This is a genomic window from Paenibacillus sp. J31P316, from assembly GCF_056269105.1.
In genome coordinates this window covers 43,982-67,525 of the sequence record NZ_JBWDNI010000019.1, presented here as the reverse complement: position 1 = coordinate 67,525, position 23,544 = coordinate 43,982, and the positions used below count along the sequence as shown (strand labels likewise).

Genomic DNA, 23,544 nt, shown 5'->3' with positions numbered 1-23,544 from the left:
CTTTCAGGCTGCTAGCGCTTCTTTCGTAATTTGATGGATATCGATCGGGGATCTTGCGCCTTCGCTGACGAGGTCGGGGAGGATATGCGCCAAGAAATAATCGACGCAATGAAGCTTGATTTGTTTGATTTTGATCAGCGCGGACCGGTACATCACGATAAATTCCTTCTCCGTATTCCCGCGCTGAAGCTCGGCGAAGGCTTCGTAGATTTGGTCCATTTTATCGGCTACCTCTAAAATTTGGCCTTCTACGGATTGATCCTTACCCTCGCGCAGCTGTCTGCGGAAGATCGACTTGAACGTCTCCGGAATATGCTCGTCGATAAAATGGGCGACCATGCCTTCCTCCACTTGCTGCAGCATCGCGCGGAGCTCGAGCGAGTAATGCTTCACGGGCGTCTTGATATCCCCGATAAAAATTTCGCCGTAATCGTGGCTGCTCGTGATCTCGTACAGCTTCTTCCAATCCACCGTCACGCCGTTGCTTTCTTCGATGTCCGCCAAGGTCTTGGCATATTGCACGACTTTCCAGGAATGGGCGGATACGCTGTGCTCTTGGAACTTGAACTTGCCCGGACAGCGGATGATCCGTTCGAGATCGGTTAACGACTGAAAGTACGTATGAATTCCCATAGGCTGATTTCCTTTCTATGATGAGAAGTAGTTACCAAGCACATCTATAGTATAAGGCTCAATTGTTATTGGATCGTTAAATGGGTGCCGTCCACAATATAGCAATATTGGCGAAGAGGGGAGAACCGGGATGATCGACGATACGTATGACCCAAACCTATTTTTTGCCGCTGTCGAGCGGGGCGATACGGCTTCGGTCAGAGGTCAATTGGAGCGCGGAATAGACATCAATCTTCAAGATGCCGCGAAGGAAACGGGAATCAACAAGGCAGCGGATAGAAACGATATGGACATGGTGAAACTATTCTTGGACTTTGGCGCAGACGTGAACGTGGCAAGCGATGCAATCGATAAGACGCCAATCATGATCGCGAGCGTGAAGGGCAATGCCGATCTGGTGCGACTCTTGATCGATCGGGCAGCTCCGGATATGACGATCGTCAACGGCTATGGCGGAACCGCGTTAATTCCGGCCAGCGAAAGAGGCCATGTCGAAGTGGTCCGATTATTGCTCGAACGGACGGATGTTCAAGTTAATCATGTCAACAAACTGGGCTGGACAGCCTTGTTAGAGGCCGTGATCTTGTCGGACGGAGGCGTAAGGCAGCAAGAAATCATTCGGCTGCTGCTTGCGCACGGGGCAAATAAGCATATTGCGGATCGCGAGCACGTCACGCCGGCCGAGCATGCGGCTAGACGCGGATTTACAGAAATTGTAGCCCTTTTGTCTTAGAAAGACGGCGTGTACCCTCGCTAATTCGGCTATTTTGTGTTATAATGAAGCTATCGTATTGAGACGAAACGTCACATTCCGAAAGGGACGCGAAGCATCCTTTTTGACATGTGGCTTTTTTTGTGAAGTTAACCATAGGGAGGACTTGCAGATGTATTTTTCCCGTAAGAGACCCATAGAGGATTATCCGGTTGAGATGACTGCCATTTGGTCGTGCACCAAGGAAGGCTGCAACGGTTGGCTGCGGGACAGTTTCTCATTCGAAGACGTTCCGACCTGCATGCAATGCAAGTCACCTATGCAAAAAGGCATGAAAGAGCTTCCGATTTTGCATGAATCGACGCAAAGCCGCAATACGGCGGTTAAGAACATGAAGGCCAAGAGCAATCCGCCCGAATAATTTCGGTGACGCTCGTCTCCACACTAACACTAACATGATTATCATCAGAAGGGACGCCATGCCGGTGTCCCTTTTTGCGTTCTTCATTTGGGCTGCGGAAAGTCTGGACGAGGAGCGTTTGCGGCCTATCAGCGGTTGAAGTGTTCTTTCAGCAGGCAAGCAAAGCGCGGTTTGAAGATCAACTGAAGCGTCTGTATAATCTCGCCTTGATTCAACGTCAGCAGGATGGCTGAACGCTCTTTGGTGTCGGACGCGATTTCAAGCTTGGCTACTTGTTGCAGATCGAAATAGGACAGGTTCTCGGCGGTGCTACGATCCGTGACGGTTAATCGGAATTGACCGCAAGCAGGAGAAATCACGAGGGTGAAGTCCTCGCCCGCATTAGAGAACCGATATGCAGCTTGGTTATAGATGAACGGCAGATCTTCAATTTCCGTATCCAGAAGCTCGGGCTCCGATTCGAATATGGAAAGCAGCGCAAGCTCGTCCGGGATGTCCATGACTCAATGCCTCCTGTATGAGGTTCTTAGCAAGAATTATAAAGGGATTGCTGCGGTTGCGAAAGTCAAATCGTACCGTTGCCTGTAACAATCAAGAGCCCCGTTGCGTTTACAGATATAGCAGACTTCATGTTCTGGGTTATAGGCTAGAACGTTTATGAATCGTCAGGAAAGGGATCGTGATGATGGCCAAGCATAAGACAAGCGTTAGCCGCCTTCTCATTGGCGCAGCGACCGTATCCATAATGCTCGCAGGCTGCTCTTCGGAAGGGGAGGGAGCCAAGCCGCTTGCAGCAGAGAAACGTCTCGAGCAGCCTAACGCTGAGCGTGCCTCAGGAGCAGCGGACGACGCCAGCGGCTCCAAGCAAGAAGCGGTCGCGGAACCGGTCGCTTCATTGCCGGAGAAAGACATCTATTTGTACCCCGGATCCAACGACGATCCACGCCTGCAAATCGGCCAAAAGCAGCAAACGATGGATTGGATCTATGCGACGCCCAGGCAGATCTTGCCGGTGCTCCAGGCGGAGGACTATGACGGGGATGGGCAGGAGGAGCTCGCCGCCGTATTGGATATCGGGTCCGGAACAGGGGTTAGTTTGGAGGAGCTGCATGTCGTTGAATACCAAGGAGAGAGCCCGTCTGCGGGACAACCGTTTATCGACCATGAGTTTCTCTCGGATGACTACATCGCGCAGCTCGACAAGCTGATGCAGATCAAGACAACGAATAAGAACGGCGAGCTGTTCGGAGAACTCACCGTTGGCAGTCAGCAATACGAGGTGAGCCTCAAGAAATACCAAACGGACTACGGCGAAGCGAAGATCAAGGATAAGCTCGGTTATGGCAGCATCATCTATTTCAAGGCCGAGCAGCATAAGTTGACGTTCGCGGCTGCGATCGGAATCATTATTGACGGGAACGTGCAGCCCGAGTATTTCGGTGACGTAGAGGCCGATATCACCTATGCTTCAGGCGGCAAGTTTCAACTGCTGAACCTTCGTTTTCGACCGGATGAAGCCATTTCTTAACCGTGATAAGCCCGACCGCATGCGGCCGGGCTTTCGTCTGCGCCGAAACTGGCGCGCGTGCTTATTTGGCTTTCAGATCCGGCTGATGGATACCGAAGGTATTGCCTTCCGTATCGATATAATACCCTTGCCATGCCATCCCGGGCAGCGCATACTTGGGCAATGCGAGCTGGCCCCCATGCTCAAGGATTTTGGCTTCCGTCGCATCGTAGTCTCCGACGCCCAAGGTACAGGCGTACCCGTTCAAAGCTTGTCCTTGCTGCGGGGACGGCCCTTTGCGCTGCATCAAAGCCCCGTTGATTCCCATTGCGGCGGGATCGCCCGTGATGGCCCCCCAATAAGGCATGCCGGCATAGCTGCTCCAATCCTCGAAGCTCCAACCGAATACCTCGCCATAAAACGTCTTGGCACGCTCCATATCATCGACATGAATCTCGAAATGCACGACTTTACCCATGATTACCTCCTGGTTTTGGACCTTCTTCCATTATCCTATTCGTATCATTACCTTTCCAGCGAAATCTAAAAACGCTTATCGGAATTATTCGGCTTAATTAGGGAGGAAAGGGAACTTTCGGCAAGTTGGCTTGTCTAATAGGCTGGGAGGGACAGCGATGGAAGCGGACTACTTAAAATACATGGAAGAGGTCGACTGTACCGAGCTGTACAACCTCATGACGCAGTACGGGGACGATGTATGGAGGTACGCCTATGCGTTGACCAATAATGCCGAGCAATCGAAGGATATCGCGCAGGAAGTGTTTATTAAGGTTCATTTGAACCTGTCTGCCTTTCGCGGACAATCCTCGTTCAAAACCTGGCTGTTCGCGATTACGAGAAATACGGCGATCAACGAGATGAGGTCCGGTTATGTTCGCAGGATTTTGTTGTTCGCACAGGTGAAGAACACTCAGACTGCCCACTCTGCCGAGGCTGCCTATCTGGCCAATCAGGGAGCCGCGGACATCCGGAGCATTATTATGGGGCTATCCCGCAAGCTGAGAGAGGTGCTTGTGCTGCAGCTGGAGCACGACATGACGATCCAGGACATGGCCAAACTGCTCCAGATCTCAGAAGGAACGGTGAAATCCAGACTGAGCCGAGCGCGCAAGGAAGTGGAGAAGAAATGGGGGAATCGCGATGGAGAAGGCTGAGAAACCGCAGTGGGATGTCCTGGTCAAGGCAAGCGCTGCGCCGAAAGGCGTGTTCTCGGAGGGAATGAAGCAGGCGGTCATCATGCGGGTGGAGCAGCAACGGAGGAGGAAGCTGAACAGCGCTTTCTTCTATGCGGTCCCCTTGATCGGTCTAATAATCGGCGTCTCGGTTCTCTTCTCATTGGACCGATTGCCGTCGCTCGTTGCGGGCTTTGCAAATATCCAAGAGCAATCGGGGGGCGGAGAAGCATCGGCTGACGAGATCCCGCTGCACTATGAGCCTGCGAAGGAGCTGTCCGCCATTCCGGATACGGATAAGGGAATCCGAAGTTCGAATCTGCTGCGGCTGCCGTTATCGGATGTGCAAGTGAAGGAAACAGTATCCTTCGACGGAATCGGCAAGTATGTGGATTATACGAAAGCGGGACAAGGCGCCACCGCCTATTTTGGATTCCAGCTAACCGGCGACGGCAGTTCCGCGAACGGGGAGTTTTACGAAATTGGCTATGGCAAGATGACGGAGGTAAAGCTGCAGCCGAGCGATGCCTTTGGCTTGGCTGCTTACCGGTTGGAAGGACGATGCGGGCCGGAGAGAAGATGCGCGTTCTGGATTTCCACCGACTCCGGCGGGGTGTCGGCGTACCAGCAAATGGACGCCTCGGCCATCTACGAGCAAGATCTGGACGGGGATGGAATAACCGAAGCCGTCGTTCTGACCGATGCCCGGCAAATCTATATCTACAAAAACATCGGCGGGCGGATCCAATCCGTACATGTTCAAGAGGCTTTGGGGGCCGGCTACAGCGACCGCGTCACGTACAATCCCGACGACCAGGTCTTTCAGCTTGAGATGAAGGAGAATGAGGAGGATATGGGGGATACGACGAGGTATCGCTATGCAGCCGGAGCAAACGAGCTGCGTCAAATGCATGAATAAGGCGATGGACGTATCCGCGGCAGCGTTGATTGGACCATTCTGGTTTAGGAGAAAGCCGGGACTTCTGCTATAATAGAAGGATAAAGTCAAAAAACGGACTGTCTACGAGTAGGAAAGGTTGCGCCGAACTATGCAAGCATTTGAAGACTGGAACCAGAAAGTGAAAAAGACCTTTAATGCGACAAGCAACGAAGTCGTCTTAACCGTTACGGAAGCAGGCAGCATGTTGGGTCTTACGAAAGATCAAATGAAGACCTATGCGGATAAGAACAGCCTTACCAAAGTGCCGATCATGAGAAGCGTTCATCGGTACCTGCTATTGAAGAGCGAGATCGAGGCGTTAGTGAAGTAATTCCAACTGCGATGCATGAAAGCCAGCCGAACCCGGCTGGCTTTTTCCCTTTCCAAAAGTAATGTAGAATAGGATATAATGTCAGCCTTTGGAAAGGGGAGCTTGTGATGGGGATGCTATCGAGGTTCAGGGACGTGATGAAGGCCAATATGCACGGTTTGTTGGACAAGGCGGATGATCCGGAAAAGGCCGTGAATGCTTATATGCAGCGCGTATCCAGCGATCTCGGCAGCGTGAAAGCGGAGACGGCGTCGGTGCAGGTGGAAGCGGACAGGGCCAAGAGGGCCTTGGACGAATGCGGCGCCGAGATCAAGAAGCTGCAGCGGTATGCGGAGAAGTCGGCGGAGTCGGGCGATGACGAACGCGCGCTCAAGTTTCTGGATCAGAAGTCCAAGCAGACCGAACAGCTTGATGACTTGCAAGCCGCCTATGACCGGGCGTTTGCGAAAGCGACGCTGATGAAGCAGATGCAGGATAAGCTCGTGTCCGATCTGGCGCAGCTCGAAGCGCGGCATGGAGAGCTGAAGGGCAAGCTGGCGGAAGCCTCGGCGCAGCAGCAAGTGAATGGCGGCAATCAGGCTGCGGGCAAGGCGGGTGCTGCTTTTCACGCGATGGAAGAGAAGGCGAACCTGGCGTTGAACGAAGCGCTCGCGCTCGCCGAGCTTCGGGGCGGGACCGGGGAAGACGATCTGGATGTCTTGCTGGCGCAGGCGCTGCGCGAGAAGGATGCGAATGGACAAGCGGGAGACGGCAAGACGCTAGCTGCGCCGATAAGCGCCGAAGAGGAGCTTGCGGCAATCAAAGAGAGATTAAGGTCGAGGTGAGCGGCGTGGAGGCGGTTATTGAATACAAGTGTCCCAACTGCGGCAGCGGCATGGTTTTCGATGCGGCTACGGGCACGCTGTCCTGCCCCGGATGCGGGCGGCAGGACAATATCGAGCAAATGATCGATCCGCTGAAGAGTCAGGCGTTCGCGGACCATGAGGTGAAAGAGTACCACTGCACCAGCTGCGGGGCCGTCATCGTGACCGAGCCGGAGACAAGCGCGACATCCTGCAGCTTTTGCGGTTCTGCCGTGGTGCTCAGCGACCGGCTGTCCGGCGAATTCGCTCCCGTGATGGTGATTCCCTTCACGATCGCGAAGGACGCGGCGATGAAGGCGTTCAAGCAATGGTGCAGGAACGGCCTGCTTACCCCTCGCGGCTTCATGACGGCAGATCGGATCGCGGGCATTACCGGGATTTATGTCCCCTTCTGGCTGTACGATTTGCATAACGACATCGAGGTCCAAGCGCAGGGAACCAAGGTCAGAGTCTATACGCAGGGCGACTATAGGATTACGGAGACGCAGCATTACAGCATCTATCGCAAACTCCAAGTGGACTATGTCCGGCTGCCGCTCGATGCCTCGGAGAAAATGAACGACGCGCTGATGGATAAGCTGGAGCCTTTTCCGTACGATCAGCTGAAGGCATTCAAGACGCCTTATCTGGCCGGGTATCTGGCGGAGAAATACAGCTACAATGACGAGCAGTTATTCCCGCGGGCCAAAGAGAAAACGAGCCCGTACGTCGATGCTTTCATTTCTTCGACCGTATCCGGTTATACGAGCGTCAACTACATCGATAAGCAAGTGGATACGACCGCGAAGCGGGCCGATTACGTACTTCTTCCCGTATGGATGGTGAGGTATAGCTTCAACCGAGCGGAGTACACGTTTGCCATGAACGGCCAGACAGGGAAAGTCGTCGGCAAGCCTCCGATCAGCAAGGCGAAGGTAACCGCTTGGTTTGCGGGCATTTCCGCCGTGGCGTTCTTGTCCTTAAAGGTTGTCTCCTGGGCGATGGGAGGCGGGTTCTTATGAGAAGACGCAGTGCGGTTCTAACCGTCCTGTTGATGGTTGTTGTCTGCGTGGCAGCTTTGGCGATGCCCGTTCATTCGGAAGCAGCGGAAACCGGAACCGGAAACGGGACCAAAAAACTCGTCTACGATAAAGCGAATCTGCTCAGCCAGCAGGAACGGGATGAACTGAATGCATTGGCTAACCGATACGGAGCTGACAGAGAGACCGACATTATTATTCTTACTTCCGCCAATGCGGAGAACCAAGATGTCCAGCTCAAGACGGAGGATTTCTACGACGACCAGGCGCCGGGGTACGACAAGCCTCATGGCGATGCCGTCATTCTGACGATGGATATGAGGAACCGGGACTTTTACTTGGCCGGCTTCGGCAAGGCGGAAACCACCCTCGACAACAGCAGGGTGGATAAGATCATCACCGAGATTACGCCGGATTTAGCGCGAGGCGATTATGCCAAAGGATTCGAGCGCTACATTACGCTGTCGCACAAGTATATGGGATACAAGCCCGGCGTAAATCCCGATAATATCTTGTTTGCGCTCTGGTTTCAATTGGGAGCGGCCTTGATCCTGGGCGGGATAATCGTCACTGTGATGGTTTACCGTTCCGGCGGCCGCGTAACCGTGAGCGGGGCGACGTATGAGAATGCAGGCACGTCAGGCGTACTGGAGCATGCGGATCAGTACCTTCGGACGACGGTGACCAAGACCAGGATTCCGAAGAACAACGGCAACGGCTCCAGAGGAGGCGGTGGCGGCGGGACCACCCGGGGCGGTTCATCGCATAGCGGAGGCAGAGGCTCCTTTTAGCAGCTAGCAATAGTTTGTAGAAGCCAGTAGCGATGAAGATACAACTGCACGTGAACGATAACGCGCGAGTTCAGTACGGACCATAGAAGGGATGGGATTGGAATGGGGATTTTCGGCAATCAATTTGCGAACGTCGTGGAATGGGAAGAGTTCAGGGACGATATGATATTCTGGAAGTGGAGCAACCGGGAGATCAAGAAGGGAAGCAAGCTTATTATCCGCGCCGGTCAAGATGCCGTCTTCCTGAATAACGGCAAGGTCGAAGGGGTCTTCAAGGAAGAAGGATCGTTCAATATCGATTCGGACATCATTCCGTTCCTGTCGACGCTGAAAGGGTTTAAATTCGGATTCAACAGCGGCATGCGGGTGGAAGTGCTGTTCGTGAACACGAAGGAGTTTACCGTTCGTTGGGGAACGCAAAGTCCGATTCTGATTCCGACGCCGCAGCTTCCGGGCGGGATGCCGATTCGCGCCAACGGCACGTTCAACTTCAAGGTGAGCGATTATATGGCGCTGATCGATCAGATCGCCGGAATCAAGCAAAGCTACTTGGTCGAGGACGTCAAAATCCGGATGACGGCCGTGCTCGATCAGCTGCTGATGAAGTGGATCAGCCGGGAAGGCAAGGATATGTTCAACCTGCAGGCCAATGCCTTCGATATTGCGAACGGGATTCGCGAGGATCTGGATATGCAGATGATGGACATCGGCATCGCGATCACGGGCTTCCAGGTCATGAGCTTCAACTACCCGCAGGAAATCCAGGATATGATTACGAAGACCGCTTCGCATGAGATGATCGGCAATCTGCAGAAATACCAGCAGGTGAGCATGACGGACGGCATCGCATCGGGTAAAGTGCAAGGCGGCGGCGCTGCCGCGGATATGGCCGGCATGATGATGGGCATGAACATGGCCAATGAAATGATGAAGAACATGAACCGCGGCCAGGAGCAGCAGCCTGCGGCGAATAATGGCCAAGCTTCGGCGACGCCATCGCCTTCGTCCTCGGAAGGCGGCAAGAAGCCGAACTTCTGTCCCAACTGCGGCGCCAAGAACGAAGGCGCCAATTTCTGCCCGAATTGCGGGCAGAAGCTGGGCTAGGCTAGGTTGGCAACACTATTAACGACGTCAATAAACCGAAGAAACGATGGAGATTATGAAGATTCAACTCGAACACCGCATCATCGAATGCCATGTCGCTTACGGACCTGGACGCAAAATTACGATTCATATCGATCCGACCGGCCTCATTACGGTGAAGGCGCCCAACGGTTCGATCGACGAGCGGATCGAATCCGCCGTTAGGCAGCACGGGGAATGGATCGAGAAACAACTCCGCGCGATCGAGAAAGCCCGCGAAGCGCAGCAACGGACCAGAGAGTACGATGACGAGCACAGTAAATTCCTCCATTTGGGCCGATACTGCCTGCTGAGCGATTTGATCGACACGACGTCGGCGGATGAAGAAGAGCTTCGGCAACGACTGAAGAAGTTCTATTTCGCAAGCTGCAAGAAGATCGTGTTGGAGCGCATTCCGATGTATCAGAAACAGCTGAAGGCGACGCCGAAGTCGATCGAAATCGTCGAGTCCATCACCAAGTGGGGCAGCTGCAGCTCGAATAAGCAATTAACCTTCAATTACCGTCTGGCGATGGCGCCGATCGAGGTCATCGATTATGTCATCGTGCATGAGCTATGCCACCTTACGCATATGAACCATGACCGCTCCTTCTGGAGGCGTGTCGGGAGCGTCATTCCGGACTACAAGGAGAAGGAAGCTTTTCTGGCGCGGTACGGGCAGGCGATGACTCTTTAACGGGCTAAACCTTAAAGGCCGCGAACATTCAACACGGCGCAATAGTAGGCGCAACAGCAGGCGCAAAAAGCAGCAAGCCGGAATCCGTACGACCAGGATTCCGGCTTTTTAGGTTGGAGCTGCGAAAGCTGCCAGTTAGATTATTCAGACAAAAAATAATTTTTGAAATAGCAAGAAAATGGGATTGTATTATAAAACGCTTTCATTTACAATTTACCTATCAGACAGGCAGAGCATATGCTTGGATGATGAGTGCTTGTGTGCCAGTCTGCTTGGTGGCTTGTAAAAAAAAGGAGGCTATTTCAATGGCGGCAAAAAAAGAGAAAAAGATGTTGCTTGGCGCGGTTGCAGGCGTATTGCTCGTGGGTGTACTAGCGGGCTGCGGGGACAACAATAACAGCAGCAGCAGCAACGGGGGAAGCGATGCGGGCTCAGGGAAGAAAGTCACGCTTCGCATGATCGAGAGCTTGACGAGCCCGGCTCGAACAGCGGTATTGCAAGAAATGATAGCCAAGTTCGAAGCAGCCAATCCGAACATTAAAGTCGATTTAATTTCACCTCCTTTTGACCAAGCCGACAACAAGATCAAAACCATTCTTGGCGCCAAAGAAGAACTCGACGTATTGGAAGTGCGCGACTCCACCGTAGCCGAGTTTTCCAATAACGGCTATCTGGAGACGTTGAACGATTACGTGAAGAGCTGGCCGGATTACGCAACCGTCGTTGACGTTGCCAAATCGGTAGCCTCCTTGAACGATAACCTGTATTTTATTACGAACGGCATGTACCAACGCCAAATGTTCTACCGCAAAGACTGGTTCCAAGAGAAGGGCATTCAGCCGCCGACCAACTATGAAGAGATGGTGGCAGCCGCAGTCAAACTGACGGATCCAAGCAAGAACCGTTACGGCTTCTCGTTCCGCGGCGGCGCGGGCGCGAACGGCGTTCCGGATACGATGATTCAGAATTACAACTTCGACAACATCGATCAGGCGGATTCGACGTTCTTGAAAGACGGCAAATCGATGTACTCGACGCCGGAAGCGAAGCAAGCGCTGGATCTTTACGTGAAGCTGTATAAAGAGGGCTCTCCGAAGGATTCGATCAACTGGGGCTACCAAGAGCAGGTTCAAGCGTTCACGTCCGGCGTAACCGGCATCTTGCTGCAAGATCCGGATGCGATCCCGGCGTTGATGGAGAAAATGGATGTCAACACGATCGGTACGGCTCCGATGCCGAAAGGTCCAAGCGGCAAGGCGTTCACGGCAACGGGCGGCGCAGGCTGGGGCATTACCAAATACTCGGAGCACAAGGACGAGGCGTTCAAGCTGATCGAGTTCCTGTCGAGTCCGGAACAAAACACGTACTTCGCGATCAAAACGGCACTTATTCCGATCCATACCTCGGCAAGCAAAGACCCGTTCTTCCAAACCGATTTGTATAAAACGCTGCTCGATATGGCCAGCAAACCGGATGAATTCGTAAACCTGAAAGCCAACACGAAATACCCAGGCATCGGCCAATGGGGCCAAATCGCGATGGAAAGCGGCCAATCGCTGCTGCTCGGCAAAGCGACGGAAGAAGATACGCTCAAGAAATGGGATCAATTCTGGGCGGATCAAAAAGCAAACTTGAAATAAAACATGAATGCAAGAAGGACGATGGGTGGCGTGCAGCCACCCATCGTTACCATTTCTCACGTAAAAGGTGGTGCGGTTCATGAAAGATGATCGGCCTTCCGTTATCGGGCGATTGCAGACGAGCTTCCGCAATTCTCCGCGTGGATTCATTTTTTTCAGTTTGTTGCCCACGCTGGTGCTGATGTTGGTTTTTACATACTATCCCTTCTTGCGCGGCATTGTCATGGCATTCCAGAACTATCAGCTCTTCGATCTGACCAACGTTCACTTCATCGGCTTGGATAACTTCAAGAACATGTTCGAGGACGACAAATTCAAGCATGCCTCGATCAACAGCTTGTATTGGGTGTTTATCTCTTTGATTTCGCAGTTCGCGATCGGACTGACGGTCGCGCTGCTATTAAACAAGCGGTTCCGCGGTCGCGGATTTTTTCAGGGCTTTGTTTTCTATCCCTGGGCATTGTCCGGCTTCCTGATCGGCCTGATCTGGAAATGGATGTTCAACTCGCAGATCGGCGTTATTAACGATTTGCTGCTGCGCAGCGGCATTATTCATGAACGAATCGGCTTCTTGTCGGATCCCGACTGGGCGATGACGTCGGTCATTATCGCGAACGTATGGTACGGCATCGCCTTCTTTGCGATTATGCTGCTGGCGGCGCTGCAATCCGTACCGTCGGAGCTGTATGAGGCGGGAAGCATGGACGGCGCGAACGGCGCGCGCAAGCTGCTGAACATTACGCTGCCCTACATTATGCCGACGGTCATCACGACGACGCTGCTTCGCGCGATCTGGATATTCAACGATCCGTCGATCATCTACGGGCTCACGAACGGCGGACCTGCCGGCTCGACGCATATTCTGTCCTCGCTCATGCTCGACAAAATCATGTACAGCGGCGATTACGGCGCGGCTTCGGCGATCGGCATTCTCATGATCGGCATCCTTCTGCTCTACACGATCTTCTACTTAACCGTGACGAGATCAGCGAAATTGGGGGACTTCTAACATGCAGAGGCACCTATTTAAAGGATCGAAGGTCGTCTTCTTGGCGCTCTATTTGATCGTGATGGTATTTCCGCTCTATTGGATCGTCATCACGTCGCTCAAGCCGCAGAAAGAAATTTTCTCCTTTCCTCTGAAATATTGGCCCACTCATTTGACCTTCCAGAACTATATCAATATCATTAAAATATCCAAATTCCACATCTACATCTTCAATAGTGTGCTCATCTCGATCAGCGCCGCCGTCGTCGTCGTCGTCATTGCGGTTCTGAGCGCCTATGTGCTGGCCCGTTTCAAATTCCGCACCCATAAGCATGTCATGCTGGGATTTTTCCTGACCCAGATGCTGCCCGGGTTCGTGGCGCTCGCGCCGCTCTATCTGCTGATGTCCCGGCTCGATTTGATCAACACGCGGGCATCCCTGATCTTGATGTATACCGTAGGCTTGATTCCGTTCTCGACCATCCTGCTCAAAGGGTTCTTCGAACGAATCCCGTCCAGCCTGGAAGAGGCGGCGATGATCGACGGCTGCTCCCGCTTGTCGGCGCTTATTCGCGTCATCATGCCGGTCATGCTGAACGGGATCGCGGCAACGTTCATTTTCGCCTTCGTGCAGAACTGGAACGAGTTGTTCATGGCGGTATTGTTTATCGATGACGAATCTTTGAAAACGCTTCCCGTCGCGATGAACTCGTTCGTGATGAAGTTCGACGTCGATTGGGGCGCGATGTCGGCCGGCACCGTGCTGTCCGTTCTCCCGACCATCGCCTTGTTCGCGATCGCGCAGCGTTTCATCGTCGAAGGTCTGACGCAAGGGGCCGTCAAGGGATAAACGCCTCGCATAACGAAGAAAGGAGCATCAACGATGACAGAGAAGAACGACCGGGAGTGGCAGTACACATCGGCAGCTCACGACGCTGTCGATGCACGGCATCACGGTTCGATTAATATGCCGATCTACCAAACCAGCTTGTTCGCCTTTGAGACGTACGAGAAATTCGCCGCGGCCGGACAGAACCAGCAGAACCTTCACGTGTATTCGCGAGGGAATAACCCGACCGTGCGGTATCTGGAAGATAAGCTGGCCGAGCTGGAGCAGGCGGAAATGGCAAAGTGCTTTGCTTCGGGCATGGCCGCGATCTCGGCGGCGATCCTCTCGACGGTCAAGACCGGCGACCATATCGTCTGCATGGATCAGGCATACGGTCCGACGCGAATGCTTATCACCCAGTACCTGCAGCGGTTCGGCATCGAATCGACGCTCGTGGATGGACGTTCCATAGACAACATTCGCTCGGCGATTCGCCCGGAGACGAAGCTGCTCTATCTGGAAAGTCCGACCTCGGGGATGTTCCAGCTGCAGGACTTGAAGGCTTGCGCGGAGCTTGCGAGCAGCCGCGGCATCATAACCATCGTCGACAACTCCTGGGCGACGCCGGTTTTCCAGCGCCCCTTGGAGCTGGGCATCGATCTCGTCGTTCACTCCTGCACGAAGTATATCTCCGGGCAGAGCGACAGCGTCGCCGGCGTCGTGCTGGGCTCCGGGCGTCTGGTCAGCCGAATTGCCGAGGATGAGTATATGCTGTTCGGCGGCATCATGACGCCCGCTACCGCGGCGCAGATTACCCGCTGCCTGCGGACGCTGCCGCTGCGGATGGAGCGGCATGAGCGCAGCGCCCTGAAGGTCGCGAATCACATGCTCAGCCAGCCGTACGTAGTGGGAGTCAACCATCCCGCGCTTTCTTCGCATCCGCAGCACGAGCTGGGCATGCGGCAAATGAATGGCGCAAGCGGGCTGTTCTCGTTCGAATCCTCAGCGTCGACGGAGAAGATGCGGGAATGGGCGAACCGGCTGAAGTACTTCAAAATCGGGGTCAGCTGGGGCGGCTTCGAGTCGCTCGTCACGGTTAACCCCGCGGGCGGAAGCTGCAGGGCGGGTGCTTGCAGCTTAATTCGTCTGCATATCGGTTTGGAGAGCGCCGACGATTTGATCGATGATTTGGATCGGACCTGGGCGGCCGTGCGCGATCTGGAGCTGTAAGCCTGAAGCCTATGAAGCGGATTAGATTCGCGTAATCGAGGAGTGATGCGATGTGGCTAAAATCCAAAGACAGTCGATGCCCGAGTTGGTCTCGCAGGAAATTCAGAACTATATTGAAGAAAAAGAGCTGCAAGAAGGAGATCGGCTGCCATCGGTCGAGGCGATGACGGAGATGTTCGGCGTCGGCCGCTCTTCGCTCCGCGAAGCGCTGCGTTACCTGGAGGCGATCGACGTTATTACCGTGTCCAACGGAAAAGGAATCTACGTCCGCGACGTGGGCACGTATCGGTTTGCCGGCAAAATCAAAATCGAAAAAGAAAAGCGCTTCTTGCTTTCGATACTAGATGTACGCCGGGCACTGGAGGGCAAAGCGGTCGAATTGGCGGCGGAGCGCATTACGCCGGCGCAAATCGACGAATTGACGGCATGCTTGCAAGAATACAGCCAGCTGAAGGAAGCGGGCAAACCGACCTCCCAAATCGACCTGGCGTTTCACCGCGGCGTCATGCGGGCAGCGTCCAATCCGATCCTGGCAAGCGTGCTCGAGTCGATATCCGCCCTGTACGAGAAGTTCTTCAATGAACCGCTCGGCGACCAGAAGCTGTTCGACGAGACGTACGAATTTCACCATACGATGTTCGCGGGCATTGCGGCCCACGATCCGGAGCAGGCGCTGAACGAATTCAATAAGATGATGAATTGCATCGAGACGATTATTCGAACGTATTAAAATGGAAGCGCATTAACCGAACCGTCATACCGGTAAGCATGCCGGGCGTTGCAACCCATTCAGCCGAAAGCCAGCCGAGAAGGCTGGCTTTTCTGCATGCATGTGCCGGCTTGCTCCTTGAATAGAAGCTGAAATTTGATAGACTTCATATAAAGAAACTTCTGAAGGAGCGATCATCATGCCGTTTACCATCGTCCGAAACGATATCACCGCGATGCGGGTCGATGCGATCGTCAATGCCGCGAACACGTCGCTTCAAATGGGCGGCGGCGTATGCGGGGCGATCTTCAAAGCTGCCGGGACTCGCGAGCTGCAGCAGGCATGCGAACGTATCGGCGGCTGCGAAGTCGGCCATGCCGTCATCACGCCGGGCTTCAAGCTGCCTGCGAAGTTCATCATTCATACGCCAGGTCCGGTGTGGCGTGGCGGCAGCAACGCAGAAGAGGCGCACCTGCGCGGTTGCTATGTCAATTCGCTCCACCTAGCCGCGCAGCAGGGCTGCGAAACCGTCGCATTTCCGCTCATCTCGTCAGGGTTGTACGGGTATCCGAAGGCAGATGCCCTGCGTGTCGCAACGGACGCGATCCAAGATTTCCTGCAAGGCAGCGACATGGACGTGTACCTCGTCGTGTTCGACAAGGCAGCGGTCGAAGTAAGCGAGCAGCTGCTCGGTAACGTGGAAGCGTTCATTGACGAGCATTACGTGAACGTACTTGAAAGTGTCTCGATGCGCCGCGGTATCCTGGATGTCGAACGCCGTGCCATTGATGAAGATCGGGACGAAGGACGTTATGAAGAGGATGCAGATGGCGTAGAGGAAGCAGATAGCAGGGCGGAAGAAGCCAAAGCGTCGCCCGCGATCTTCGGATCCATATCGCTCCCGCCCGAGCTGGATGATGTCATCGGTCGTCTCGACGAGCCGTTCGCGTTGACGCTTCTGCGGCTGATCGACGCCAAAGGCCGGTCGGATGTAGAAGTATACAAGCGCGCGAATATCGATCGGAAGCTGTTTTCCAAAATCCGCAGCAACACCGCTTATATGCCCAGCAAGAAAACCGCCATCGCGCTGGCCGTCGCGCTGGAACTGAGGCTCGACGAAACCGCCGACTTGCTGGAACGCGCAGGATATGCCCTGTCCCGCAGCCAGAAGTTCGACGTTATTATTGAGTACTTCATCCTTCAGGGCAAGTACGATATTTTCGCCATTAACGAGGTCCTCTTCCATTATGACCAGCCGCTGCTGGGTTCATGAGGCGCAACCACGAGTGCGCTAGCTGCTGCGGCTCTATCTCGCGGCCAAGCGAATCCATTGTCGCTCTCGAAGCGACCTCGCCGTTTCCGTGTTCAGGTATCCTGAATTCTCGAACGATAGGAATGGAGGAGCTTAACATGAAAACGAACCTGACGGAATTGGTGTTTATTTTGGACAAAAGTGGTTCGATGAGCGGACTGGAGGCCGATACGATCGGCGGATACAACGCCATGCTTGCGAAGCAAAAGTCCATGGAAGGCGAAGCGCGCATCACGACCGTGCTGTTCGACAACAACGATGAACTGCTGCATGACCGAATCGACCTGAGAGCCGTGTCGCCGATTACCGAGAAGGAATACGCGGTTGGAGGCTCGACGGCGCTGCTGGATGCCATCGGCATCACGATCAACAAAATCGGCAGCGCCCAGAAGCATACGGCCGAGGCTTACCGGGCAGACAAGGTACTGGTGGTCATTACGACGGACGGCATGGAGAATGCCAGCCACGAATACGACTACGGCAAGATCAAAGCCATGATCGAGCGGCAAACGAGCAAGTACGGCTGGGAGTTTATCTTCCTCGGCGCGAACATCGACGCGCCGGAGGTTGCGGGACGATTCGGGATCGCCCCGAGCCGGGCGCAGAACTATCACGCCGACAGCGAGGGAACGCTTTTGAATTACGAGGTCGTCGCGGATGCGATAGCGGATTTCCGAAGAAGCGGTGCATTGGCGGAGAATTGGAGCGAGCCGATCAAGGCGGATTTCGCGGGACGCGGCGGCAATCGGAATGTCCGCAAGCCGAGAGCATAACGAGTAGGAGTTAGGATTGGAAATCAGCCACATCCGCTTAGGGATGTGGCTGAAAGCATGCTGTATGTATCGCTTCGAATTCGGACGGTATATCGAATCGATGGTTCCCTGTCGGCATTACCCTACGCGAAAGGAAGCTTGAGGCGATTGACGCGGCGTTTCCTGAGGCGTTTTCTGAGGCGTTTCCTGCGATGCTTCCGGTAGGTACGCAATCGCCAGTCCGCCAGTCACGGGATTGGTATAGACCTCGCATTCGACCTCGAAGAGGTTGCGAATGTTGTCCTTCGTCAGCACGGCTTCGGGCTTACCCTGATAGACAATGCGCCCTTTGTTGATCATGTACAAATAGTCGCAGTAGACGGCCGCCAGACTGAGATCATGGATGGCCGAGAGAATGCCGATTCCGAGCGATTTGACGATCGAGAGAATTTGCAGCTGATACTTGATATCGAGATGGTTCGTCGGTTCGTCGAGAATCATGAAGGAAGGCTGCTGGGCAATCGCCCGCGCCAGCACGACCCGCTGCTTCTCGCCGCCGGACAACGTCTGGTAGCTGCGCTCCGCATAGTCAGTCAGGTTAACGCGTGCCAGCGCATCCGCTACGATGCGATAATCCTCCGGCGTGTCGCGCTCCATCAGCTTTTTGTGCGGGGTGCGACCCATCATGACCATTTCCTGTACGGTAAAATCAAACCCCAGCTCGTTGAACTGGCCGACGACGCTCATTCGCTTCGCGATCGTCTTGGCATTCGCATTGATTACATCGTAATCATCAAGGTACACCGTGCCGTTCGACGGTTTGAGGACGCGATAGATACTCTTGAGCAGCGTGGACTTGCCGCAGCCGTTCGGTCCGATAATGCCGACGAAGCGGCCCGGGGCAACGTGCAGGGAGATATCTTGCACGATATCGTTTCCGCCAAGCGAGACGGATAGATGGCTGGCTTTGAGCTCCATGTTACTTCCCTCCGAATCCGTAATTTTTGCGAATCAGCAAGTAGATAAACAATGGGGCGCCGATGAATGCCGTAATGACGCCAATCGGAAGCTCGGTCGTCTTGAGGGCGATTCTGGCGATAATGTCGGTCCACACGAGGAACACGGCTCCGGTCAGGACGGCGGCGGGCAGCAGCCGTTTATGGTCCGTGCCGACGAGGCTTCGGACAATATGCGGAATGATGAGTCCGACGAATCCGATGATGCCGCAGGTCGCGACGATCACCCCGGTCACGATGGAGGTAATGATCATATACACCCTGCGGTAGGTCGTCAGATTAATGCCGAGCGTAACGGCGGTCTCATCGCCGAGAAGCATCGTGTTCAAGATCCGGGATTGCACGAGCATAAGGGCAAGGGAGATCACGACCACGATCGACACGAGCGGCAGAGAGCCCCACTTGGCAGCCGCCAAGCTTCCCATCGTCCAGAACGTGAGCGTGCGGATTCCTTCGACATCGTTGGCGATCGAGATAATGAAGTTGGAGAAAGAACCGCATAAAGCATCGATGACCAGTCCTGCCAGTATGAGCTTGACCGGCGAAGTCCGCCCGCCGATGCTTGCCAGCGTAAGCACGATCGCGGCGGCGATCAACGCTCCGCTGAACGCCCAGAAGGCAATGCCCATGTTTCCAAGCCATCCGGATTGGCCAAAGCCAACCAAGATCGCGAAGGTTGCACCGAGGGCAGCGCCTGCGGAGATGCCCATTAAATATGGATCCGCCAACGGGTTCTGGACGCTTGCCTGCATGACGGTTCCGCACATGGCGAGTCCCGCGCCGACGACGAGCGCCAAGAGCACGCGAGGAAGCCGGATTTCCCAGATAATGTTTGATTCCATCCCGCCGATCAGATCGGCCATATTTCCGATTTTCCATCCGGTAAGATTATAGGCGAGGATACGGAAGGATTGGGCGAACGGAATGCCCACCTGCCCAACCGATACGGCGATTATAGCGGATACAAGAAGTACTAGCACCATGATCAAGAGCAAGGAATTGAATTGCATGCGGGTATGCAGCAAACCGCGCGATGCTAAAGCAGGTTTTCGTCTAACAGGTTCAGACACGACAGCAGCCTCCAATAAGTTGAATACACAGCAAGTTGACGCAAGCCCCTTGTCAACGGAGCGGTTCCATTGTATCATCATTCATTGAGAATGAAAATCATTATTATTTAGAGGGGAATGAAATTGAACGTGCTTAATAAATCTTTGCGTTCCAGCCTTGTTGTCTGCCTCCTGGCACTTGTATGGCTCGTCTCTGCGTGCGGAAACAGCAACAATCCCAATTCGAATGGGGACACGGCAGGCAACGCCAACACAGAGACCGCGCAGCCGGCGGAAGGCGAAAGCAATGCAGCCGGTAATCAACCGGCGAATGATTCCGCTGCCAACGATGCCGCAGCTCCTGCGGCAACGCAATACCCGTTGACGGTTACGAATTTCGACAGCGCATGGGAGAAGCTCGATCAGACTTTCGATAAGACGCCTGAACGCGTCGTGGCGAATACGCAAGGCGTGACGGAGCTGCTGCTTGAGCTCGGCCTCGTGGATCGTCTCGTCGGAACCGCTGCTACCTACGGTGATCCGTATCCCGAAGTTGCGGCCGATTACGCCAAGGTACCGATGATTTCCAAGGATTATGCCAGCAAAGAGCTCGTCCTCGGCGCGAAGCCGGACTTGGTTATCGGACGCGGCGAGCTGTTCGCTGACGAAGAATGGGCGCACGGGACGGTTAAGGATCTGAATGCGCTCGGCGTGAAGACGTACCTGCAGCATGCCAGCAAGCCAGGTTCGGTATTGAATGACCTATTCACGGACATCGACGAGATGGGACAAATCTTCAATGTACAGGAACACGCCAAAGCATTCGGCGATGGCCTGAAGACGCGCCTGTCTGCGATTGACGATAAACTGGCAGCGGTTGATCAAGAAAGCAAGTTCATCTTCATGCTCGATTACAAAGGAAACAGCAGCAGCATTTTTGCCGGACCGTTGTTGGCTTACCAGGATGATGCCGTGAAGCACTTGAAGCTTGTTCCTGCGACGAACGAGCTTGCCAACGAGATTGGCGCGGAGAAGCTGCTCGCGGTGAATCCGGATGTTATTCTGTACGTCGATTACCGCGGACAGGACAGCAAGAAGATCGTGTCGGATATCTATGCGGACAAAGCGCTGGCCAATCTGACCGCCGTCAAGAACAAGCAAATCTATATCATCAGCTACAATACGTTCATGACATACAGCTTCAACATTGTCGACGGACTTGAAGAGCTGGCGAAGGAGCTTTATCCGGATCAAATGAAGTAAGCAGCTGTGCGGAGAACCCGGCTCGATCAAGAGCCGGGACTATATTTCATAGGGTAAAATAAGTCTGGAAAGCCGATTATGTTGGACAGGTTGATAATTAACGCCATTCGTATTATAATATTGAATATTGCAGGTCCGTAGCTCAATGGCAGAGCAACCGGCTCTTAACCGGTAGGTTGTGGGTTCGACCCCCACCGGGCCTATATGATTATCCGAGATCCCTCGCTAGCGGAATTCCGCGGCGGGGGATTTTTTTGTTCGTAACCCTTTTTTCTATCGACCTGTGCGGAACCTGCGCGGACCTGTGCGAACCTGCGCGAGCCTGCGCGGACTTGTACGAGCTGTGCGGACCAATGCGAACCTATGCTAACCCCCGACCTCACGAGATCGGGGGTTTTTGCGCGGATGCAGGATAGGCTGCGGCCCCAACGGCATGCGGCGGAAGCGCAAACTGGCGGCTGTTTTTACTCCCTGTGCTTACAAACCATGGAAGTTTCTAGCAATATCTTTTAAGATAGATTCATATCCTAAATTATACAGGGGGTGGGGGTATGGATTTGCTGATCATGGCGCTGCTGGCGGCCGCGTGCGCCTCGGGCCTGGTCTTATTCCGCCGCAAGACGATTCCCGTAAGCCGTCACAGTCGTCCGCCTTCTCCGGGGAAGCTGTCCGTCATTATCCCGGCAAGGAATGAAGAATGCAACCTCCCTCATTTGTTAAGCTCGCTTCAATCGCAAACCTATCAACCGTTCGAAATCATCGTGGTGGACGACGGCTCGGAAGACGGAACGAGGGCCATCGCGGAACGGTACGGCGTGAAAGTCTTGGCCGGCACGCCGCTCCCGCCGGGCTGGACAGGCAAGAACTGGGCCGTGTGGAACGGTTATAAGCAGGCGTCCGGCGATCTGATCGCGTTTCTGGATGCGGATGTCCGGCTTGCGCCGCAGGCGCTGGAGTCGCTGACAGCGGCAAGGGAACGGGCGGGAGGCGTCGTCTCCGTCGTCCCGTATCATCACACGGAGAAGCCGTACGAGAAGCTGGCGCTTATCGTGAATCTCTTGGGCTTGTTCGCTTTTACGTCGCCTTTCGAGCGGACGAATCCGACGAAGGGGCTTTACGGATCCTGCATCCTGACGACTCGGAGCGATTACGAGCAGGCGCAAGGGCATGAAGCGATCAGGTCCGAGCTGCTCGACGACCTGAATCTCGGCGCGAAGTTCATGGAAGCAGGCATTCCGGTCACGAATTATATCGGCCGCGGCATGGTCGAATTCCGGATGTACCCCGGCGGCATCCGCAGCGAGATCGAAGGCTTCGGCAAAGGAGCCGTGCTGAGCACGAGCAGGCTGAACCTGGGGACGACGCTGCTTGTTGCCGTATGGCTGGTCGGTCTAATCGCAGCGGAGCTCGCGCCTTTCGTCCTAGCTGCTTCTGCTTCCTGGTCGCTGCCGCTTATTGCCGGCTACGTGCTGTATACGGCGCAAATCTATTATTTCGTACGCTATACCGGACGGTTCGGCAGATGGATGCCTGCGCTTCATTTGCTGAGCACCGCGTTCTTCCTCTATATCATGCTGTACTCGTTGTACCGGGTCTTGTTTCTGGGACGCGTCGCGTGGAAGGGCAGGCAAATCGAAGTGGGAGGCCGGAAACGTTGATCATCCTTGCGTGGACGCTGCTGTCGTGTCTATCCGGTTCCCTGATGTTCTCGTATTGGCTCGGCCTGGCCGCCAATCATAACCTGAAGACGGTCGGCGACGGCAATCCCGGAGCGCTGAATCTGTGGCGGGCAGCGGGATATACGTATGGCTTGAGCGGAATCGCGCTTGATTTTCTAAAAGGCTACGTGCCGGTATTCTGGCTGATTGCATCCGGCTCCGTTGGAGGGATGGGGATCGTGCTTCCGTCTGCCGCCGCCGTACTGGGCCATGCGTTCTCGCCCTTCATGCGAGGCAAGGGGGGCAAAGCGATTGCCGTTACGTTCGGCGTATGGAGCGCGCTGACGGGATTCGCCGCTTCGCTTGCCTACGCCATCATTCTGGCGGTGCTGCTTGCGGGCTCCCGCCTGTTCACGAAGGGCAGGCCGACCACGCCCGATGCCGACGGCTTCCAAGTCGTGCTTGGGATGCTGCTGCTGTCGGTATTCTTGATTGTCGCTCAATATTCGCGCACGATTCTCGTCTTCTGGCTGGTCAGCTTCCTGCTGCTGGCCTACACCCACCGCAGGGAACTGCGCCGGTTCTTCGCAATTGCCGGCCGGCAACGGTCGTGAGGTGCGATAAGCCGTCCAAGTCAAGCGCGGCGTCCGCGGAAGAGGAGCAACATTAAATTCGGTTCTCCTAGCGGCTTCCAATTGTTTGCATTTCCGCTCGTCCCTATGGTAAGATGGCTTTACTTCAAATGGAACGGAGGGTTACGTGTGATAGACTTTATCCGAGTTCGCACTTTGCGCGGCTAATTGAATAGCGCCCAAGGCTCTGCCTGCGTGCAGAGGACTCAGGATAGGTCTGTCCGTTAAAGGTAACCC

General features: G+C 54.5%; 26 protein-coding genes and 1 tRNA gene. 22 read left to right on the top strand and 5 right to left on the bottom strand.

The genetic code is table 11. The annotated features are described in order from the left end of the window. Positions 1 to 3: 3 nt before the first annotated feature. Entirely contained in the window at positions 4 to 633 is a 630-nt protein-coding gene (locus AC0YNU_RS29240; RefSeq protein ID WP_475762935.1) for a YfbR-like 5'-deoxynucleotidase, read from the bottom strand. A 130-nt stretch (positions 634 to 763) separates the two neighbouring features. Between AC0YNU_RS29240 and AC0YNU_RS29235 the strand changes: the two genes are divergently transcribed. Next, on the top strand, positions 764 to 1,366 hold the full coding sequence (locus tag AC0YNU_RS29235) for an ankyrin repeat domain-containing protein (protein ID WP_475762933.1): 603 nt from the start codon (positions 764 to 766) through the stop codon (positions 1,364 to 1,366). A 151-nt stretch (positions 1,367 to 1,517) separates the two neighbouring features. After that, positions 1,518 to 1,766, top strand: a complete 249-nt coding sequence (locus AC0YNU_RS29230) for a cold-shock protein (RefSeq protein ID WP_475762931.1) — start codon at positions 1,518 to 1,520, stop codon at positions 1,764 to 1,766. Between the two features lie 128 nt (positions 1,767 to 1,894). Here AC0YNU_RS29230 and AC0YNU_RS29225 read toward each other — a convergent pair whose 3' ends face one another. Further along, positions 1,895 to 2,266 carry a hypothetical protein gene (locus AC0YNU_RS29225; protein ID WP_475762929.1) on the bottom strand — a complete coding sequence of 124 codons (372 nt, stop codon included), beginning with the start codon at positions 2,264 to 2,266 and terminating at the stop codon, positions 1,895 to 1,897. 182 nt (positions 2,267 to 2,448) lie between these two features. Between AC0YNU_RS29225 and AC0YNU_RS29220 the strand changes: the two genes are divergently transcribed. Next, entirely contained in the window at positions 2,449 to 3,294 is an 846-nt protein-coding gene (locus AC0YNU_RS29220; protein ID WP_475762927.1) for a hypothetical protein, read from the top strand. Between the two features lie 61 nt (positions 3,295 to 3,355). Here the strand turns inward: AC0YNU_RS29220 and AC0YNU_RS29215 are convergent, their stop codons facing one another. Beyond that, entirely contained in the window at positions 3,356 to 3,751 is a 396-nt protein-coding gene (locus AC0YNU_RS29215; protein ID WP_475762925.1) for a VOC family protein, read from the bottom strand. 157 nt (positions 3,752 to 3,908) lie between these two features. Here AC0YNU_RS29215 and AC0YNU_RS29210 point away from each other — a divergent pair, with 157 nt between their 5' ends. From AC0YNU_RS29210 to AC0YNU_RS29140, 15 genes are all read left to right on the top strand, one after another. Continuing rightward, positions 3,909 to 4,448, top strand: coding sequence for an RNA polymerase sigma factor (locus AC0YNU_RS29210; RefSeq protein ID WP_475762923.1), 540 nt, complete (start codon positions 3,909 to 3,911; stop codon positions 4,446 to 4,448). Next, entirely contained in the window at positions 4,435 to 5,385 is a 951-nt protein-coding gene (locus AC0YNU_RS29205) for a hypothetical protein (protein ID WP_475762921.1), read from the top strand. The genes AC0YNU_RS29210 and AC0YNU_RS29205 overlap by 14 nt, the downstream gene beginning before the upstream one ends. A 130-nt stretch (positions 5,386 to 5,515) precedes the next feature. Then, positions 5,516 to 5,737 (top strand): DNA-binding protein, encoded by a 222-nt coding sequence (locus AC0YNU_RS29200; RefSeq protein ID WP_475762920.1) that lies wholly within the window; start codon positions 5,516 to 5,518, stop codon positions 5,735 to 5,737. Between the two features lie 107 nt (positions 5,738 to 5,844). Then, positions 5,845 to 6,561, top strand: coding sequence for a PspA/IM30 family protein (locus AC0YNU_RS29195; protein ID WP_475762918.1), 717 nt, complete (start codon positions 5,845 to 5,847; stop codon positions 6,559 to 6,561). Next, complete coding sequence (locus AC0YNU_RS29190) at positions 6,558 to 7,601, top strand: TFIIB-type zinc ribbon-containing protein (protein WP_475762916.1); 1,044 nt, start codon at positions 6,558 to 6,560, stop codon at positions 7,599 to 7,601. The genes AC0YNU_RS29195 and AC0YNU_RS29190 overlap by 4 nt, the downstream gene beginning before the upstream one ends. After that, positions 7,598 to 8,410, top strand: a complete 813-nt coding sequence (locus AC0YNU_RS29185; RefSeq protein ID WP_475762914.1) for a TPM domain-containing protein — start codon at positions 7,598 to 7,600, stop codon at positions 8,408 to 8,410. The genes AC0YNU_RS29190 and AC0YNU_RS29185 overlap by 4 nt, the downstream gene beginning before the upstream one ends. Positions 8,411 to 8,512: 102 nt before the next feature. Then, positions 8,513 to 9,514 (top strand): SPFH domain-containing protein, encoded by a 1,002-nt coding sequence (locus tag AC0YNU_RS29180; protein ID WP_475762912.1) that lies wholly within the window; start codon positions 8,513 to 8,515, stop codon positions 9,512 to 9,514. A gap of 55 nt (positions 9,515 to 9,569) precedes the next feature. Then, positions 9,570 to 10,229, top strand: coding sequence for a M48 family metallopeptidase (locus AC0YNU_RS29175; RefSeq protein ID WP_475762911.1), 660 nt, complete (start codon positions 9,570 to 9,572; stop codon positions 10,227 to 10,229). Positions 10,230 to 10,534: 305 nt separating this feature from the next. After that, positions 10,535 to 11,869, top strand: a complete 1,335-nt coding sequence (locus AC0YNU_RS29170; RefSeq protein WP_475762909.1) for an ABC transporter substrate-binding protein — start codon at positions 10,535 to 10,537, stop codon at positions 11,867 to 11,869. Positions 11,870 to 11,948: 79 nt separating this feature from the next. After that, positions 11,949 to 12,878, top strand: a complete 930-nt coding sequence (locus AC0YNU_RS29165) for a carbohydrate ABC transporter permease (protein ID WP_475762907.1) — start codon at positions 11,949 to 11,951, stop codon at positions 12,876 to 12,878. A gap of 1 nt (position 12,879) precedes the next feature. After that, complete coding sequence (locus AC0YNU_RS29160) at positions 12,880 to 13,707, top strand: carbohydrate ABC transporter permease (RefSeq protein WP_475762905.1); 828 nt, start codon at positions 12,880 to 12,882, stop codon at positions 13,705 to 13,707. A gap of 33 nt (positions 13,708 to 13,740) precedes the next feature. Further along, a complete protein-coding gene (locus tag AC0YNU_RS29155) occupies positions 13,741 to 14,916 on the top strand; it encodes a trans-sulfuration enzyme family protein (RefSeq protein WP_475762903.1) in 1,176 nt (391 codons plus the stop codon). A gap of 52 nt (positions 14,917 to 14,968) precedes the next feature. Beyond that, complete coding sequence (locus AC0YNU_RS29150; protein WP_475762901.1) at positions 14,969 to 15,646, top strand: FadR/GntR family transcriptional regulator; 678 nt, start codon at positions 14,969 to 14,971, stop codon at positions 15,644 to 15,646. 178 nt (positions 15,647 to 15,824) lie between these two features. Next, positions 15,825 to 16,898, top strand: a complete 1,074-nt coding sequence (locus AC0YNU_RS29145; protein ID WP_475762899.1) for a macro domain-containing protein — start codon at positions 15,825 to 15,827, stop codon at positions 16,896 to 16,898. Between the two features lie 137 nt (positions 16,899 to 17,035). Continuing rightward, on the top strand, positions 17,036 to 17,710 hold the full coding sequence (locus AC0YNU_RS29140; protein ID WP_475762897.1) for a vWA domain-containing protein: 675 nt from the start codon (positions 17,036 to 17,038) through the stop codon (positions 17,708 to 17,710). A gap of 117 nt (positions 17,711 to 17,827) precedes the next feature. Here AC0YNU_RS29140 and AC0YNU_RS29135 read toward each other — a convergent pair whose 3' ends face one another. Both AC0YNU_RS29135 and AC0YNU_RS29130 read right to left on the bottom strand, forming a co-directional pair. Further along, complete coding sequence (locus AC0YNU_RS29135) at positions 17,828 to 18,667, bottom strand: ABC transporter ATP-binding protein (RefSeq protein ID WP_475762895.1); 840 nt, start codon at positions 18,665 to 18,667, stop codon at positions 17,828 to 17,830. A 1-nt stretch (position 18,668) separates the two neighbouring features. Further along, positions 18,669 to 19,775 (bottom strand): FecCD family ABC transporter permease, encoded by a 1,107-nt coding sequence (locus AC0YNU_RS29130; protein WP_475762893.1) that lies wholly within the window; start codon positions 19,773 to 19,775, stop codon positions 18,669 to 18,671. Between the two features lie 129 nt (positions 19,776 to 19,904). Here AC0YNU_RS29130 and AC0YNU_RS29125 point away from each other — a divergent pair, with 129 nt between their 5' ends. The 4 genes from AC0YNU_RS29125 to AC0YNU_RS29110 all read left to right on the top strand — a co-directional run bounded on the left by AC0YNU_RS29125 (position 19,905) and on the right by AC0YNU_RS29110 (position 23,289). Further along, complete coding sequence (locus AC0YNU_RS29125; protein WP_475762891.1) at positions 19,905 to 21,017, top strand: ABC transporter substrate-binding protein; 1,113 nt, start codon at positions 19,905 to 19,907, stop codon at positions 21,015 to 21,017. A 131-nt stretch (positions 21,018 to 21,148) separates the two neighbouring features. Then, positions 21,149 to 21,220, top strand: a tRNA-Lys gene (locus AC0YNU_RS29120). Between the two features lie 348 nt (positions 21,221 to 21,568). Continuing rightward, a complete protein-coding gene (locus AC0YNU_RS29115; protein ID WP_475762889.1) occupies positions 21,569 to 22,675 on the top strand; it encodes a glycosyltransferase in 1,107 nt (368 codons plus the stop codon). Next, on the top strand, positions 22,672 to 23,289 hold the full coding sequence (locus tag AC0YNU_RS29110) for a glycerol-3-phosphate acyltransferase (protein ID WP_475762887.1): 618 nt from the start codon (positions 22,672 to 22,674) through the stop codon (positions 23,287 to 23,289). Before AC0YNU_RS29115 ends, AC0YNU_RS29110 begins: the two co-directional genes overlap by 4 nt. Positions 23,290 to 23,544 lie beyond the last annotated feature (255 nt).

Coding starts and splice junctions, on each gene's coding strand:
- AC0YNU_RS29240 (WP_475762935.1), bottom strand. CDS start 633: ATGGGAATTCATACGTACTTTCAGTCGTTAACCGATCTCGAACGGATC.
- AC0YNU_RS29235 (WP_475762933.1), top strand. CDS start 764: ATGATCGACGATACGTATGACCCAAACCTATTTTTTGCCGCTGTCGAG.
- AC0YNU_RS29230 (WP_475762931.1), top strand. CDS start 1,518: ATGTATTTTTCCCGTAAGAGACCCATAGAGGATTATCCGGTTGAGATG.
- AC0YNU_RS29225 (WP_475762929.1), bottom strand. CDS start 2,266: ATGGACATCCCGGACGAGCTTGCGCTGCTTTCCATATTCGAATCGGAG.
- AC0YNU_RS29220 (WP_475762927.1), top strand. CDS start 2,449: ATGATGGCCAAGCATAAGACAAGCGTTAGCCGCCTTCTCATTGGCGCA.
- AC0YNU_RS29215 (WP_475762925.1), bottom strand. CDS start 3,751: ATGGGTAAAGTCGTGCATTTCGAGATTCATGTCGATGATATGGAGCGT.
- AC0YNU_RS29210 (WP_475762923.1), top strand. CDS start 3,909: ATGGAAGCGGACTACTTAAAATACATGGAAGAGGTCGACTGTACCGAG.
- AC0YNU_RS29205 (WP_475762921.1), top strand. CDS start 4,435: ATGGAGAAGGCTGAGAAACCGCAGTGGGATGTCCTGGTCAAGGCAAGC.
- AC0YNU_RS29200 (WP_475762920.1), top strand. CDS start 5,516: ATGCAAGCATTTGAAGACTGGAACCAGAAAGTGAAAAAGACCTTTAAT.
- AC0YNU_RS29195 (WP_475762918.1), top strand. CDS start 5,845: ATGGGGATGCTATCGAGGTTCAGGGACGTGATGAAGGCCAATATGCAC.
- AC0YNU_RS29185 (WP_475762914.1), top strand. CDS start 7,598: ATGAGAAGACGCAGTGCGGTTCTAACCGTCCTGTTGATGGTTGTTGTC.
- AC0YNU_RS29180 (WP_475762912.1), top strand. CDS start 8,513: ATGGGGATTTTCGGCAATCAATTTGCGAACGTCGTGGAATGGGAAGAG.
- AC0YNU_RS29175 (WP_475762911.1), top strand. CDS start 9,570: ATGAAGATTCAACTCGAACACCGCATCATCGAATGCCATGTCGCTTAC.
- AC0YNU_RS29170 (WP_475762909.1), top strand. CDS start 10,535: ATGGCGGCAAAAAAAGAGAAAAAGATGTTGCTTGGCGCGGTTGCAGGC.
- AC0YNU_RS29165 (WP_475762907.1), top strand. CDS start 11,949: ATGAAAGATGATCGGCCTTCCGTTATCGGGCGATTGCAGACGAGCTTC.
- AC0YNU_RS29160 (WP_475762905.1), top strand. CDS start 12,880: ATGCAGAGGCACCTATTTAAAGGATCGAAGGTCGTCTTCTTGGCGCTC.
- AC0YNU_RS29155 (WP_475762903.1), top strand. CDS start 13,741: ATGACAGAGAAGAACGACCGGGAGTGGCAGTACACATCGGCAGCTCAC.
- AC0YNU_RS29145 (WP_475762899.1), top strand. CDS start 15,825: ATGCCGTTTACCATCGTCCGAAACGATATCACCGCGATGCGGGTCGAT.
- AC0YNU_RS29140 (WP_475762897.1), top strand. CDS start 17,036: ATGAAAACGAACCTGACGGAATTGGTGTTTATTTTGGACAAAAGTGGT.
- AC0YNU_RS29135 (WP_475762895.1), bottom strand. CDS start 18,667: ATGGAGCTCAAAGCCAGCCATCTATCCGTCTCGCTTGGCGGAAACGAT.
- AC0YNU_RS29115 (WP_475762889.1), top strand. CDS start 21,569: ATGGATTTGCTGATCATGGCGCTGCTGGCGGCCGCGTGCGCCTCGGGC.